The sequence below is a fragment of the Streptomyces echinatus genome, from assembly GCF_014203595.1.
In the GTDB taxonomy this organism is placed as follows: domain Bacteria; phylum Actinomycetota; class Actinomycetes; order Streptomycetales; family Streptomycetaceae; genus Streptomyces; species Streptomyces echinatus.
In genome coordinates this window covers 532,330-546,324 of record NZ_JACHJK010000006.1, presented here as the reverse complement: position 1 = coordinate 546,324, position 13,995 = coordinate 532,330, and the positions used below count along the sequence as shown (strand labels likewise).

The window sequence follows — 13,995 nt, the reverse complement described above, 5'->3', positions numbered from 1 at the left end:
GCCGTGCTGGTCCTGCTGGCCTTCCCGGTCCTCGCGGCCGCGCTGTTCGCCCTGGAGGCGGACCGCAAGTTCGGCGCCCATGTCTTCGACGCGGCGGGCGGCGGAGCTCTGCTGTGGCAACACCTCTTCTGGTTCTTCGGCCACCCAGAGGTGTACATCATCGCCCTGCCGTTCTTCGGCATCATCAGCGAAGTGGTCCCGGTCTTCTCCCGTAAGCCGATGTTCGGCTACATGGGTCTGATCGCCGCGACCGTCGCGATCGCCGGCCTGTCGGTGACGGTGTGGGCCCACCACATGTACGTCACCGGTGGTGTGCTGCTGCCGTTCTTCTCCTTCATGACGTTCCTGATCGCCGTACCGACCGGGGTGAAGTTCTTCAACTGGATCGGCACGATGTGGCGGGGAAGCCTCTCCTTCGAGGCGCCGATGCTGTGGGTCATGGGATTCCTCGTCACGTTCGTCTTCGGCGGGCTGACGGGCGTGATGCTCGCCTCGCCGCCGATCGACTTCCACGTCTCCGACTCGTACTTCGTGGTGGCCCACTTCCACTACGTGGTCTTCGGCACGGTCGTCTTCGCGATGTTCTCCGGCTTCCACTTCTGGTGGCCCAAGTTCACGGGCAAGCTGCTGGACGAGCGCCTGGGCAAGATGACCTTCTGGACGCTGTTCGTCGGCTTCCACGGCACCTTCCTGGTCCAGCACTGGCTGGGCGCCGAGGGGATGCAGCGCCGGATTCCCGACTACCTGGCGGCGGAGGGGTTCACGACGCTCAACACGGTCTCCACCGTGTCCTCGTTCCTGCTCGGCGCGTCCCTGCTCCCCTTCTTCTACAACATCTGGAAGACGGCCAGGTACGGCGAGCCGGTCGGCGTCGACGACCCGTGGGGCTACGGCCGCTCGCTGGAGTGGGCGACCTCCTGCCCGCCGCCCCGGCACAACTTCCTCACCCTGCCGCGGATCCGCAGCGAGTCCCCGGCGTTCGACCTGCACCACCCCCACGTGCCCGAGCGGGAGTTGACCGCGCGGTGACGGCCCACGACGAGCGAGACCTCGTCCGGCAGGTCGAGGGTCATCTGATGCTGGCCGCCGCGCGGGAAGAGGGGCGCGGCGCCGCGCTGCGCCTCAGCTCCCGGCTGGGCTGGCTCACCGAATCCCAACGGGACGACCTGGAACGGCACTTCGAGGCGGAGTACCTGGCGCTGGCCCGGCTCTCGTGGGGGCGCACGGCCGAGCGGGCGCAGGAACTGCGGCAGGCGTACGAGACGCGCTACCGCGCGCTGCGCCGACGGCTGCTGGCCTGCTGTGTCCTGGGGTGCGCGCTGCTGGCGGCGGCGGCCTTGGTGGCGACGGCCGCCTAGCCGGCCTCCGGCCGCCGGGGCGTGAACCGGTCGTGTCGCACCGGTCGTCCGGGGTCCCGGGGAGCGCCGGACCCGCCATACTGGTCGTCGTGCGCGTTGCGATCATGACGGCGGGATCCCGGGGCGACGCCGCCCCCTACACCGGGCTCGGGCACCGGCTGGGCCTGGCCGGGCACGAGGTCACCCTGGTCACCCACGGCCGCTTCGAACCGCTGGTGGCGGGCTCGACGGTGCGGTTCCACGCGCTGCCGGTGGATCCGCTGGCCGAACTGGAGTCCCCGCGGGGCCGGGGACTGCACCGCAGCACCAGCGGTCCCGGCAAACTGCTGCGGGTCGGGGACCTGGCACGGCGCGTGGTCGGACGGATGACCGAGGACCTGCTCGCCGCCGCCCGCCACAACGACGTCCTGCTCCTGTCCTCCTCGCTGGCCCCGCTCGGTCACACGATCGCCGAAGGGCTGCGGCTGCCGAGCCTCGGCGTCTTTCTGCAGCCCCTCGCCGGTACACGGGAGTTCGCGCCTCCGGTGCTCGGCGGCGGCGCCTGGGGCGGGCCGGTCAACCGGCTCACCGGGCAGGGGGTCGGCCTGGCCGTGGAGCATGTGTTCGCCGGTGCGGTGCCGGCCGTGCGGGAGCGGCTCGGCCTGCCCCCGGTGCGGGCCGGTGCGGCGTGGCGGGCGCGGGAGCGACGGCGCTGGCCGGTGCACCACGGCTTCAGCCCCCTGGTGGTGCCCCGGCCCCGCGACTGGCGGTCGGGCCTGGAGGTGGGCGGCTACTGGTGGCCGTACGACGCCGGGGCACGACTTCCCGAGGCGGTGCGGGAGTTCCTGGACGCCGGTGCGCCGCCGGTCTTCGTCGGGCTGGGCAGCGCCACCGTGCCGGATGCCCGGCGGCTCAGCGCACGGGTGGTGGCGGCGCTGCGGCGGGCCGGGCTGCGCGGGGTGATCCAGCGCGGCTGGGGCGGGCTCGCGGCCCAGGGGGACGACATGCTGACCGTCGGCGAGGTACCGCACTCGGCGCTCTTCCCGCGGATGGCCGCGGTGGTCCACCACGCGGGCGCGGGCACCACGGCGGCCGGGCTGCGCGCCGGGGTGCCGGCGGTACCGGTCCCGGTCCAGTTCGACGCGGGCTTCTGGTCGGCCCGGCTGGTCGCCCTGGGCGTCGCCCCGGCCGTCGTACCGCTGCGCCGCCTGACTGTGGACGCGCTGGCCTCGGCGCTGGTGCGGGCCACCCGGGACCCGGCGTACCGGCGGCGCGCCGACGCCCTGGGAGCCCGCATCCGGGGCGAGGACGGCACCGCACCGGTGCTCGCCGCGCTGGACCGGCTGGGCGGCTGACCCGCCGGGCCGGCGGACGGCGCGCTCCCGGCGCGGGCGGCCGGGCGCGTCAGCCGGTGGTGAGGACCATCCGGAAGCGGGCACCGCCGGAGAGCATCTTGCGGTACGCCTGGTCCGCGTCGTCCAGCGGCACGGTCTCGGTCATCGGGCGGATGCCGTGCAGGGCGCTGAAGGCCATGGTGTCCTCCACGTCCTGCGCGGTGCCGGACGGGTGGCCGCGGACGACACGTCCGGCCAGCAGCAGCTGCGCCGGGTTGATCCCGAGGGGCGCGTTGTCGGCACCGATGACCACCAGCTCTCCTCGGGGCGTGAGCCCGTCGGCGGTGGCCGTGATGGCCTCGGAGTTCCCGGCGGTGGCCAGCACCGCCTTGGCCCCGCCGAGGGACTGCAGAGCCTCGGCGACCGGGGTGCCGGACGTGCTGTCGATGTAGTGGCGGGCGCCGAGCCGCTTGGCGAAGTCGGCCTTCTCGGGGCCCCGGGCGATCGCCACCGTCTCGAAGCCCATCGCCACCGCGTACTGCACGCCGAGGTGGCCGAGGCCGCCGATGCCCAGGACCGCGACCCGGTCGCCCGGCCTGGCGGAGCTGTGTCGCAGCCCGTTGTACGTGGTCACACCCGCGCAGGCCAGGGGCCCCGCGTCGGTGGCCGCCAGCGCGTCGGGAATCCGGGCCAGGGCGTCGACGGGCGCGATCACCTGGTCGGCGAAGCCCCCGTCGTAGGTCCAGCCGGGCACCTTGAGGCTGACGCAGACGATGAAGTCACCGCGGCGGCAGGGCGTGCAGTGGCCGCAGCTGCCGCCGAACCAGCCGACCGCCACCCGGTCGCCGGTCCGGTATCCCCATTCCTGCGCGCCCTCGCCCAGTTCCTCCACCCGTCCGGCGATCTCGTGCCCGGGGACCACCGGGAAGCTGACGCCCGGCAGTGCGGCGTTCACGAAGAGGGCGTCGCTGTGGCAGATCCCGCACGCCTCGACGGCGATCCGCACCTGACGGGGCCCCGGCCGGGGCACCTCCCGCTCGGCCAGCTCGACCGCGCCGCCCGCGGTCGTCACCTGCGCAACTCGGTAAGTGCTCATCTGTCTCTCCGGTGAACGGGTACGACGGTCCTCGCCACCAGCAGACCAGTTCGGGCCCGATCCTGCGCGCCGAGGCTCCGGCACCCCGGCTGACCTGGGCGGCGCCGGTGTCAGGGGCTCCCGGGCCGCCAGTCCTCCGGCCGGAGCATCCCCAGCAGCAGCCGGACCAGCTCGTCCACCACCTCGTCCAGCGTGGCGTCCAGCCAGCCGGCGGTCCAGTCGTGCAGCAGGCCGTTGACGCTGCCGATGAAGGCGGTGGCCGCGAGGCGGTAGTCGCGGGGCGCCGCCTCCCCGCGGGCCACGGCCGCGTCCGCCTCGGCGCGGATCAGGTCGACCCAGCGGGCCCGGCGGGCCAGTCGCTGCTCCTCCAGGCGGGGGCTGACGCCGATGATCTCCACGAAGGCGATGCGGATACGGCGCGGGTCGCGGGTGACGTCGTGGGCGTAGGCCCTGAAGAGCACGGTGGCACGGTCGGCCAGCGGCAGGTCCTCCGCGTCGGCGAGGGCGGCCAGGACGGCCTGCTCGGCCCAGCCGTTGACCTGGAGGTGGAGTGCGGCGAGGACGTCCTCCAGGGTGCGGAACTCCTCGTAGAACTGGCGCGTGGACAGGCCGGCGGCCTGGCTCAGCGCGGCGACCGTGGTGCCGCGGTAGCCGGGGGTGTCGCCGAACAGCCGCAGCGCCGCGTCCAGGAAGCGGCGGCGCCGCTCGGCCTGCCGCTCCTCGGCGGACCTGCCGCCGTAGCGTCCCGTCGGCGTTCTGAGCCTGCCCCCCACGCGTCCCCCTCCGTCATCTCACCGGACCCCCAATCTTGTCGTGCACACATCTTGTCGAGAAGGGCCCCCTCTCCTTACTTTTCAGTAAGTTCACTGTGAATGCGCCCGTGTTCAGACTCCCCAGAGGAAAGAGAGCCGTCATGGCCGCCTCCAGAACCAGGCACCTGTGCTCCGTCACCGCCGCCCTCGCCCTGACCGTCGCCGGTCCGGCGACCGCCGCCTCCGCCGCGGCGGGCTCCGCCGCGCCCGGCGGCCTGCGCGAGGTGCTGTTCGTCGGCAACAACTGGGACGGCACCGCTGATGTCATCGAGTCCTCCGGCGACTTCGCGAAGGTCGGCCGGATCGACGTCGTCCCGGACAAGGACGCGCGGATGGCGGAGATCAACGCGGACCCGATCAAGTGGATCTACTTCCAGGCGATCCGCAACAGTGTCGGCGAGGGCCACGACCAGTTCGCCGACGACATGTACGCGACCCCGGACGGCAGGTCGGTGGTGGTGTCCCGGCCCAGCTTCGCGGACGTCGTCTCCATCGACCTGGCCAGCGGCAGGGTCAACTGGCGTTTCCCGGTGTCCGGTTACCGCGCCGACCACATGGCGGTCTCCCCGGACGGCACCCGGGTGGCGGTCTCCGCCTCGACCGCGAACACCGTGCACGTCCTGGACATCGGCACGGGCAGGCAGCTGGGGTCGTTCGCGACCGGCGACAAGCCGCACGAGAACATCTTCACCAAGGACGGCAAGTACATCTGGAACATGTCCATCGGCGACGTCAACACCGCCCTGGACGACCCGGGCTGGGACTGGACCAAGGGCGACCGGCGCATCACGGTCGTGGACGCGACGACGTACAAGCAGGTCAAGGTCATCGACATGCGGCAGCGGCTGGACGCCTTCGGGCTGAGGAACTTCTCCGACGCCGTCCGGCCGGCCGTGTTCTCCGCCGACGAGTCCAAGCTGTACTTCCAGGTGTCGTTCTTCAACGGTTTCCTGGAGTACGACCTGGCCACCGACAAGATCACCCGGATGAAGACCCTGCCGAAGAACCCGGCGACCAGCGAGGACCGCACCACCTGGGTCAACGACTCGCGGCACCACGGCATTTCCATGAACCCCGAGGGCACCAAGCTGTGCGTGGCGGGCACCATGGACGACTACGCGACCGTGGTCGACCGTGCCTCGCTCCAGGAGGGCCCGCTGGTGTCGACGTCCAAGCCGTACTGGGCGACGGTCAGCGGGGACGGCAGGGACTGCATCGTCTCCGAGAGCGGCGCCGACCAGGTGACCGCGATCGACTTCGCCACCGGCCGGAAGGTCACGTCGGTCCCGGTCGGCGACCACCCGCAGCGCGTCCGGCTGGGGCGTGTACCGGCGGACTGGACGGGTCCGAACGGCGGCTGAGCGGCGCCCGGCCGGCCGCCGGACGCGGCCTCCGGGATGCCCCCACTCACCCCGGAGGCCGCTCACCGGTCAGAACCGGGTCGCCGCCCACGCGGCCAGCTCGGACCTCGCCGCGGTCAGCAGGTCCGGGGCGGGCGCCGTCGCCCCGTTGGTGACCAGCGCGTAGTGCGGGACACCGGAGTCGGCGTCGGTGAGCAGCAGCCGGCGGCTTCCGGTGCCGCCGGGCTCCGGGACCACGGCGACCGGGCCGGCGGCGGGCGGGGCGGACACGGTGCCCAGGTCGGAGACGACGGTGGTGGCGGCGGTGGGGAAGGACGCCGGCAGGTGGAGTTCGGTGGGTGCGGTGCCGTCGCCGGAACGCCAGACGAGCACGCCGTACTGGCCGGAGCCGACCAGTTCCGCCACGTGCGGCAGGGAGGCCGGCACCGGGTTCCAGGTGAGCGTGGTGGAGCCGTCGCGGGAGCGGTCCTCGTAGGTGAAGGCGAGGGTGGTGCCGGCCGTGGCGCCCGGGTAGAGCCGGTCCAGGAGGCGGGCGTCCTGACGCAGGGTGGCGTTCCCGGAGCCGTCCAGCCGTACCGCGGACAGGTCCTCGTCGTTCCAGGCGTCCTTGGCGGTGAGCACCTTGCCGGGGTTGCCGTTCATCGGCTCGTGGTGCCGGCCGCTGTAGAGGTCCCACTGCCACTGGGTGCCGGACAGCACCGGGCCGGAGGCGGCCGGATCCGTCCACCAACGCGCCCCGGCGCGGCCGGAGTCGAGGGCCTGGTACATGGCCTTCAGCACGGTCGGCGCCTTGTCCGACACCGTGCCGGACAGGGGGTGGCCGAACTCGCTGACCACGGCGGCGGTGCCGGCGGCCGAGGCGCGGTCGCGGACGGCGGCGAAGTCGGCGGCGTACTGGCCGTCGGCCGCCTTGCCCCACATGAGGATGCCGGAGATGGCCTTCTGGTCGTAGAAGTGGGTGTCGAAGACGTAGCCCGGGCCGAGCGGGCCGGCGTCCAGCAGGCCGCCCTCCTGCCTCTGGGCGGAGATGTTGGCGTTCCAGAACAGGTTCGGCTCGACGAAGGCGGGCTTGTCCTGCCATCCGGCGGCGTCCATGCGGGCGCGGAACCTCACGTAGAACGGCCAGAGCAGGTCGCGTTCCCAGGTGCGGGAGGTCTGCCCGGAGTCGTAGTCGCCCGCGTACGGCTCGTTGTACGGGTCGAAGCCGGCGATTCCCGCGAACTCCTCGGCGGACAGGTGCCGTCGGATGTGGTCCATGGTGGCCTGGGCGGTGGCCAGGAAGGCGTCCTGGAGGCCGTGGGCGTTGTGCCAGAAGTCGTACTGGGCCTGCCGCACGGCCGCGTTCTGGGTGATGTTCTGGCCCCAGAAGAAGCAGATCCCGCAGGACTCCCTGGGGTAACTCCCGGCGTCGACGGCCCATTCGGGGGCGCCGTCGCCGGTGTACCAGCTGCCCGCGTCGAACAGGTGGCGGGAGTACAGGTCCTGGTGGAAGTCGAGGTGGACGCGGACACCCGCGTCCAGGAAGGCGCGCAGTTGTTCCGTGGCGGCGGTCAGATAGGCGGTGTCCACCTGACCGCGCACGGGCTCGGCGCGCGCCCAGGAGAGCAGGAACCGGACCGCGTTGCCGCCGCCGAGGGCGCGCAGCGCGGTGGCGGACTTCCTGGCGTCGGCCACCGAGGCGAAGGGCAGGCCGCCGTTCTCCGCGAGTTTGCTCTCGCCGGAGACGTTGTAGCCGCGCAGGACGACCTCGCGGCCCTGCCCGTCGGTGAACCGGCCGTCCCGCACGGTCAGCGGGGCGCCGTCGAACCAGAGGGAGCCGGAAGGGCCGGCGGCGGTGGCGGGCGGGGCTCCCGCCACCGTCAGGGATCCGCAGAGGACGACCAGGACAGCCGGCAGACGCGCCCAGAAATTCGGCATGTACACCACAGTCCGGCGCTCTCCCGGAGGCGTCAATAGGTACTGACTTCTCGGTAAGTTGACTATCAGTCAGACCAAGGGATCACTCGCCCGTCCGGCGGGTGACGTTCAGCAGGTACTCCTTCCGGTTCAGCGGGTTGTGGTCGGTGCGCGGCCGCCGCGGGACCGTGCCGCCGGTCACCGGCGCGTAGTGGTCGAAGGCCGTCTCCAGCTCCCCCTCGCCCCGGGTCAGCCCCGGCAGCCGCTGCTCCAGGCCGTGCACCCGGGCGGCCGGCACCGTGCCCTCCAGCACACAGGCGGCGGCCTGGGTGCCGGTGCTCTCCGGCACCGCCCCGAGCCGGGCCAGCACCGGCAACAGCGCGCCGAGCGTGTCGGCGGGCGCCTCCAGGCGGAAGCGGTGCATCGGCTCGTGCACCAGGGTGCCGGCTTGGCGCAGCGCCTCGACCAGGACCAGCGGGGTCAGGCCCCGGAAGTCGTGGCCGGTGCTCGACATGCTCTTGTCGAAGCCCTGGTGCGCATGGCTCTGGCGGGGCGAGTAGCCGCAGTGGGTCATGGTGACCGTGCAGTCGGTGACCTCCCAGCCGTGCAGTCCCTGGCCGAGCGTCTCCCGCACGGTGTCCTCGACGGCCTTGAAGAAGGCGTACGGCATCGACCCCAGCTCCACCTCCCGGCGGAACGCGACGCCCGAGCCCGGCGGGGCCGGGTCGACGCGCAGGCCGACGGTGGCGAGGAAGGGGTTCGCGTCCTTCTTGTTGAACTCGACGGCGTGCCCGGTGCCGGACGGCCGTTCGACGCACAGGGTCGTCGTCTCGCGGAAGGCGACGTCGAGGCCGTACTCCTCGGCGAGGGTGGCCTGGACGACCTCCTTCTGCACCTCGCCGTAGAGGGACACCGAGGTCTCGCCGCGCCGTTCGTCGTGGCGGACGCCGATCAGCGGGTCCTGTTCGGCCAGCTGGGTCAGCGCGAGGTGCAGGGAGCGCCGGTCCGTGCCGGGGCCGGGCACGACGACCGTCTCCAGGGTGGGCGGCGCGAAATGGTGCTCGCAGGACCGGCCGGGCGCGCCGAGCGCGTCGCCGGTCCGGACGCCGCCCAGGCCCCACACCTTGACGATCCGCCCCGGTCCCGCCCGGTCGGCCCGGCTGTCCGTGCCACGGTCGAAGACGGTGAGCGCGGTGACGCGGCCTTCGCCACCGGCGCCACGGCGGCCGTCCCCGAACGGGATGCGGTCGCGGACGCGCAGGGTGCCGGAGAAGAGGCGGGCGTAGGCCACCTTCTCGCCCGCCGGGCCCCGCTCCACCTTGAAGACCGTGCCGGACAGGCGGCCGCCCGGGTCGCCGGGGGCGGTGGGCAGAAGCCGCTCGATGCCGCCGATCAGCTCGGGCACACCGGCTCCGGTGACGGCGGAGCCGAAGTACACCGGGTGGACCGAGGCGCCGCGGGTCTGCGCGGTCAGGGACCGGCGCAGCCGGCCTTCGGGGACCCCGCCGTCGAGATAGGCGGCCAGCAGGTCGTCGTCCCGGTCCGCGAGCGCCTCCAGCGCGGCCGGGCCGAGGTCCGGGACGAAGCGGGCGGCGCGTGTGCCGAGCCCGGCGGCGGTCCCCATCGGGACGAGCGGTACGGCCAGCCGCTGCGCCATCTGGCGGAGCACGGCCGCGTCCCGGGCGCCGCGCCGGTCGATCTTGTTGACGAAGACCAGGGTGGGGATGCCCAGCCGGCGCAGGGTGCGCATCAGCACCCGGGTCTGTGCCTGGACGCCCTCGACGGCGGAGACGACCAGGACGGCGCCGTCGAGGACGCCGAGCACGCGCTCGACCTCGGCGATGAAGTCCGGGTGACCGGGGGTGTCGATGAGGTTGACGGTGACGCCGGCGAGCGGGAACGACACGACGGCGGACTTGATGGTGATGCCGCGCCGCCGCTCCAGCGCGAGCGTGTCGGTGGTGGTGCTGCCGGCGTCGACGCTGCCGATCTCGTCGATCACTCCGGCGGTGTACAGCAGCCGTTCGGTCAGGCTGGTCTTACCCGCGTCGACGTGCGCGAGGATTCCGAGGTTGAGCAGGTGCACTGAGCGCGATGTCCTTCGGCGTGGGGATGGATTGCTTCGGTGAGGACATGCGCGCAGCTCGCATCGGAGGGCCTTTCGGTGTGTCGTCGGGGTCGCCCAGCAGTGCAGCAGAACCGCTGACGCGACGGCAATGCATTAACGTTCAACGACTCCCCGCCCGTAGCACTCGCCGCCATCAGGGGGCGGACTTAGAGTGACCTACATCACGCCAATCTGGCTTGTTCTCCACTCCTGCGCGCACGCCTTGGAGGGCGCATGACCCACATCAAGGTCAAGGTGGACGGCACGGCGTACGAGGACGACGTGGAACCGCGTCTCCTCCTCGTCCACTACCTGCGCGACCGCCTCGGCCTCACCGGCACCCCGATCGGCTGTGACACCTCGAACTGCGGGGCGTGCACCGTCGAACTGGACGGCGCGACGGTCAAGAGCTGCTCGGTGCTGGCCGTCCAGGCGGACGGCGGCGAGGTGACGACGGTCCAGGGGCTCGCGCGGGACGGCGAGTGGACACCGCTGCAGCACGCCTTCCACGAACGGCACGGCCTGCAGTGCGGCTACTGCACCCCCGGGATGATCATGGCGGCCCGCGATCTGCTCCGTGAGAATCCGCACCCGGCCCCAAACGAGGTGCGACAGGCGCTGGAGGGCAACCTCTGCCGGTGCACGGGTTACCAGAACATCGTCCGTGCCGTGCTCGCGGCGGCCGAGCACCAGGTCGGCGAGGAGGCCAGGGCATGACCGATCAGGCCGTGGAACACGAGATCGGCCGCTCCCGGCTCCGCAAGGAGGACGCCCGGCTGATCACCGGCCAGACCAACTGGACGGACAACATCCAGGTCGCGGGCCTGCTCCACCTCGCCGTGCTGCGCAGCCCGATGGCCCACGCCCGCCTCACCCGCGTCGACGTCTCCCCCGCCCTGGAACGGCCGGGTGTCGTCGCCGCCTTCAGTGGCGCCGACCTCGCCGGGGGACTGGGCTCGCTGCCCTGCGCCTGGCCCGTGACCGAGGACATCGTGCTGCCCGACCACCCGCCGGTCGCCGTCGACGAGGTCCGCTACGCCGGTGACCCGGTGGCCGTCGTGGTCGCCCGCGACCGGTACGCGGCCGCCGACGCGCTGGAGGCGGTGGAGGTCGACTACGACCCGCTGCCCCCGGTGCTCGACCTGGAGGCCGCGCTCGCCGAGGACGCGCCGCTGGTCCACGCCGACAAGGGCACCAACCGCTGCTACACCTGGCCGCTCGCCACCGGCGAGAGTTTCGACGCGGTCCGCGAGCGCGCCGAGGTGACCCTGAAGCGCCGCTACCACCAGCAGCGGCTGATCCCCAACGCCATGGAACCGCGCGCGGTGGTCGTCACACCGCTCGCCTCCTCCGGCGAGTACACGGTCCACTCCGCGACCCAGATCCCGCACATCCTGCGGATCATGCTGGCCACGGTCACCGGCATCCCCGAGCAGAAGCTGCGGGTGATCGCCCCCGACGTGGGCGGCGGCTTCGGCTCCAAGCTCCAGGTGTACGGCGAGGAGGCGCTGGCCCTCGCGGTGGCCCGCAGGCTCGGGCGCCCGGTGAAGTGGACCGAGTCCCGCTCCGAGGGCTACCTGGCGACGCACCACGGCCGCGGCATGATCCAGGACGTGGAGATCGCCGCCACCCGCGAGGGCAGGCTGCTCGGCCTGAAGGTGGACCTGCTCGCCGACATGGGCGCCTACCTGATGCTCGTCACCCCGGGCATCCCGATCCTCGGCGCCTTCATGTACCCGGGCATCTACAAGATGGACGCCTACGAATTCAACTGCACCGGCGTCTTCACCACCCGGACCCCCACCGACGCCTACCGCGGCGCCGGCCGCCCGGAGGCCACGTTCGCCATCGAGCGGATCATGGACGAGCTGGCCGTGGAACTCGGCCTGGACCCGGTGGAGGTACGGCGCCGGAACTGGATCCGGCACGAGGAGTTCCCGTACGCCACGATCGCCGGCCTGACCTACGACAGCGGCAACTACGAGGCCGCGACCGAGAAGGCGCTGGCCCTGTTCGGCTACGACGACCTGCGCGCCGAGCAGCGCAAGCGCAACGAGCGCGGCGACACCGTACGCCTCGGCATCGGTGTGTCGACCTTCACGGAGATGTGCGGTCTCGCGCCGAGCCGGGTGCTGCGCGACCTCAGGTACGGGGCCGGCGGCTGGGAGGCGGCGAGCATCCGCATGCTGCCGACCGGCAAGGTCGAGGTCGTCACCGGCACCAGCCCGCACGGGCAGGGCCACGAGACCTGCTGGAGCCAGATCGCGGCCGACGTGCTGGGCGTGCCGTTCGACGACGTCGAGGTCGTGCACGGCGACACCAAGTCGTCCCCGATGGGCATGGACACCTACGGCTCGCGTTCGCTGGCCGTCGGCGGCGAGGCCGTGCACCGGGCTGCCGTGAAGGTCGTGGACAAGGCGCGCAAGGTCGCAGCCCACCTGCTGGAGGCCAGCGAGCAGGACCTGGAGTTCAGTGGCGGGGCGTTCTCGGTGAAGGGCTCCCCGGAGGCCCGCAGGACGATCCAGGAGATCGCCTTCGAGACGTTCACCTCGCACGACCTGCCCGACGGGATGGAGCCGTCGATCAACGCCGAGACGGTCCTCGATCCGGAGAACTTCTCCTTCCCGCACGGCACCCATCTGTGCGCGGTCGAGGTCGACACGGAGACCGGCAAGGTGCGCATCCGCGCGTACGTGTGCGTGGACGACGTCGGCACGGTCGTCAACCCGATGATCGTCGAGGGCCAGGTGCACGGCGGGCTCGCCCAGGGCATCGCGCAGGCGCTGTTCGAGGAGGCCGTCTACGACGACCAGGGCAACCTGGTCTCCGGCACGATGGCCGACTACCTGGTGCCGTCGGCGGCGGACCTGCCGGACTTCGTCACCGACCGCACCGAGACCCCGGCCGTCGACAACGCGATGGGTGTCAAGGGCGTCGGCGAGGCGGGGACCATCGCGTCGACGCCCGCGGTCGTCAACGCCGTGGTGGACGCCCTGCGGCCGCTCGGTGTGCGGGACGTCCGGATGCCCTGCTCGCCGCACCGGGTGTGGCAGGCGGTCCAGGCGGCACGGTCCGGCGGCGGCGTCCCGGCCGAGGACGTCGAGGGGACGGGGCCCGCGCAGTCCGGCCAGTCCGGGCAGGCGGCGCAGTCCGGCGACGTGGGCCAGTACGACCCCTCGGGGAAGGAGGACCAGGCATGATTCCCCCCGCATTCGAGTACGCCCGGCCCGGCAGCGTGGACGAGGCGGTGCGCGTCCTCGCGGGCGCGGGCGAGGACGGCAAGGTGCTGGCCGGCGGGCAGAGCCTGCTGCCGCTGCTGCGGATGCGGCTGGCCTTCCCCGAACTCGTCGTGGACGTCGGCAGGATCGGCGAGCTGCGCGGGGTCCGCGAGGACGGCGACACGCTCGTCATCGGCGCCATGACCACGCACCACGAGGTGGTCCGGGACCCGCTGGTGCGCCGGCACGCCGGTCTGCTGGCCGAGGCGACCGCCACGGTCGCCGACCCGGCGGTACGGCACCGGGGCACCCTCGGCGGCTCCCTCGCGCACGCCGACCCGGCCGGGGACCTGCCCGCCGTCGCCCTGGCGCTGGACGCCGAGCTGGTGGTGGCGGGCCCCGGCGGCCGGCGCACGGTACCGGCGCGGGAGTTCTTCGTGGACTACCTCCAGTCGGCGCTGGCACCCGACGAACTCCTGGTGGAGGTGCGGATCCCGAAGACGGACGGCTGGAGCTTCCACTACGAGAAGTTCCACCCGGTCGCCCAGTCCTGGGCCATCGTCGGTGTCGCGGCGCTCGTGCGGCGCGACGACGGGCACATCGCCGAGGCGCGCGTCGGCCTCACCAACATGGGCTCCACACCGCTGCGGGCCACGGCCGCCGAGGAGGCGCTGTCCGGCGCCGACGGCCCCGAGGCCGTGGCCCGGGCCGCCGAGGCGGCGGCCGAGGGAGCCCGGCCGTCGCAGGACCTGGCGGCCTCCCCCGAGTACCGGCGGCACCTCGCGCGCGTGCTGACCCGGCGGGCGGTGCTGACCGCCACCGGATGGGGGTGAG

General features: G+C 72.7%; 11 protein-coding genes. 7 read left to right on the top strand and 4 right to left on the bottom strand.

The features are described 5' to 3' along the window. The 3 genes from FHS34_RS19885 to FHS34_RS19875 all read left to right on the top strand — a co-directional run. A partial coding sequence (locus tag FHS34_RS19885; protein ID WP_184967184.1) for a cytochrome c oxidase subunit I occupies positions 1-1,029 on the top strand: 1,029 nt, incomplete at its 5' end. Then, positions 1,026-1,358 (top strand): hypothetical protein, encoded by a 333-nt coding sequence (locus FHS34_RS19880; RefSeq protein WP_184967182.1) that lies wholly within the window; start codon positions 1,026-1,028, stop codon positions 1,356-1,358. The genes FHS34_RS19885 and FHS34_RS19880, both read left to right, overlap by 4 nt. Positions 1,359-1,462: 104 nt before the next feature. Then, positions 1,463-2,692 (top strand): glycosyltransferase, encoded by a 1,230-nt coding sequence (locus tag FHS34_RS19875; RefSeq protein ID WP_184967248.1) that lies wholly within the window; start codon positions 1,463-1,465, stop codon positions 2,690-2,692. Positions 2,693-2,741: 49 nt separating this feature from the next. Here FHS34_RS19875 and FHS34_RS19870 read toward each other — a convergent pair whose 3' ends face one another. Continuing rightward, positions 2,742-3,767 carry an alcohol dehydrogenase gene (locus FHS34_RS19870; protein ID WP_184967180.1) on the bottom strand — a complete coding sequence of 342 codons (1,026 nt, stop codon included), beginning with the start codon at positions 3,765-3,767 and terminating at the stop codon, positions 2,742-2,744. A gap of 110 nt (positions 3,768-3,877) precedes the next feature. Continuing rightward, entirely contained in the window at positions 3,878-4,540 is a 663-nt protein-coding gene (locus FHS34_RS19865; RefSeq protein WP_184967178.1) for a TetR/AcrR family transcriptional regulator, read from the bottom strand. 140 nt (positions 4,541-4,680) lie between these two features. On the opposite strand from FHS34_RS19865, the gene FHS34_RS19860 reads away from it, so the two are divergent. Then, positions 4,681-5,940, top strand: a complete 1,260-nt coding sequence (locus FHS34_RS19860; protein WP_184967176.1) for a YncE family protein — start codon at positions 4,681-4,683, stop codon at positions 5,938-5,940. Positions 5,941-6,009: 69 nt separating this feature from the next. On the opposite strand, the gene FHS34_RS19855 is transcribed toward FHS34_RS19860, so the two are convergent. Both FHS34_RS19855 and FHS34_RS19850 read right to left on the bottom strand, forming a co-directional pair. Further along, positions 6,010-7,857 (bottom strand): cellulase family glycosylhydrolase, encoded by a 1,848-nt coding sequence (locus FHS34_RS19855; RefSeq protein ID WP_184967174.1) that lies wholly within the window; start codon positions 7,855-7,857, stop codon positions 6,010-6,012. An 82-nt stretch (positions 7,858-7,939) separates the two neighbouring features. Continuing rightward, a complete protein-coding gene (locus FHS34_RS19850) occupies positions 7,940-9,922 on the bottom strand; it encodes an elongation factor G (protein WP_184967172.1) in 1,983 nt (660 codons plus the stop codon). A 255-nt stretch (positions 9,923-10,177) separates the two neighbouring features. Here FHS34_RS19850 and FHS34_RS19845 point away from each other — a divergent pair, with 255 nt between their 5' ends. From FHS34_RS19845 to FHS34_RS19835, 3 genes are read left to right on the top strand one after another with little or no spacing between them, the layout of a single operon-like run. After that, positions 10,178-10,660 (top strand): (2Fe-2S)-binding protein, encoded by a 483-nt coding sequence (locus tag FHS34_RS19845; RefSeq protein WP_184967170.1) that lies wholly within the window; start codon positions 10,178-10,180, stop codon positions 10,658-10,660. Then, a complete protein-coding gene (locus tag FHS34_RS19840) occupies positions 10,657-13,143 on the top strand; it encodes a xanthine dehydrogenase family protein molybdopterin-binding subunit (protein WP_184967168.1) in 2,487 nt (828 codons plus the stop codon). Before FHS34_RS19845 ends, FHS34_RS19840 begins: the two co-directional genes overlap by 4 nt. Next, positions 13,140-13,994, top strand: a complete 855-nt coding sequence (locus FHS34_RS19835) for an FAD binding domain-containing protein (RefSeq protein ID WP_184967166.1) — start codon at positions 13,140-13,142, stop codon at positions 13,992-13,994. Before FHS34_RS19840 ends, FHS34_RS19835 begins: the two co-directional genes overlap by 4 nt. Position 13,995 lies beyond the last annotated feature (1 nt).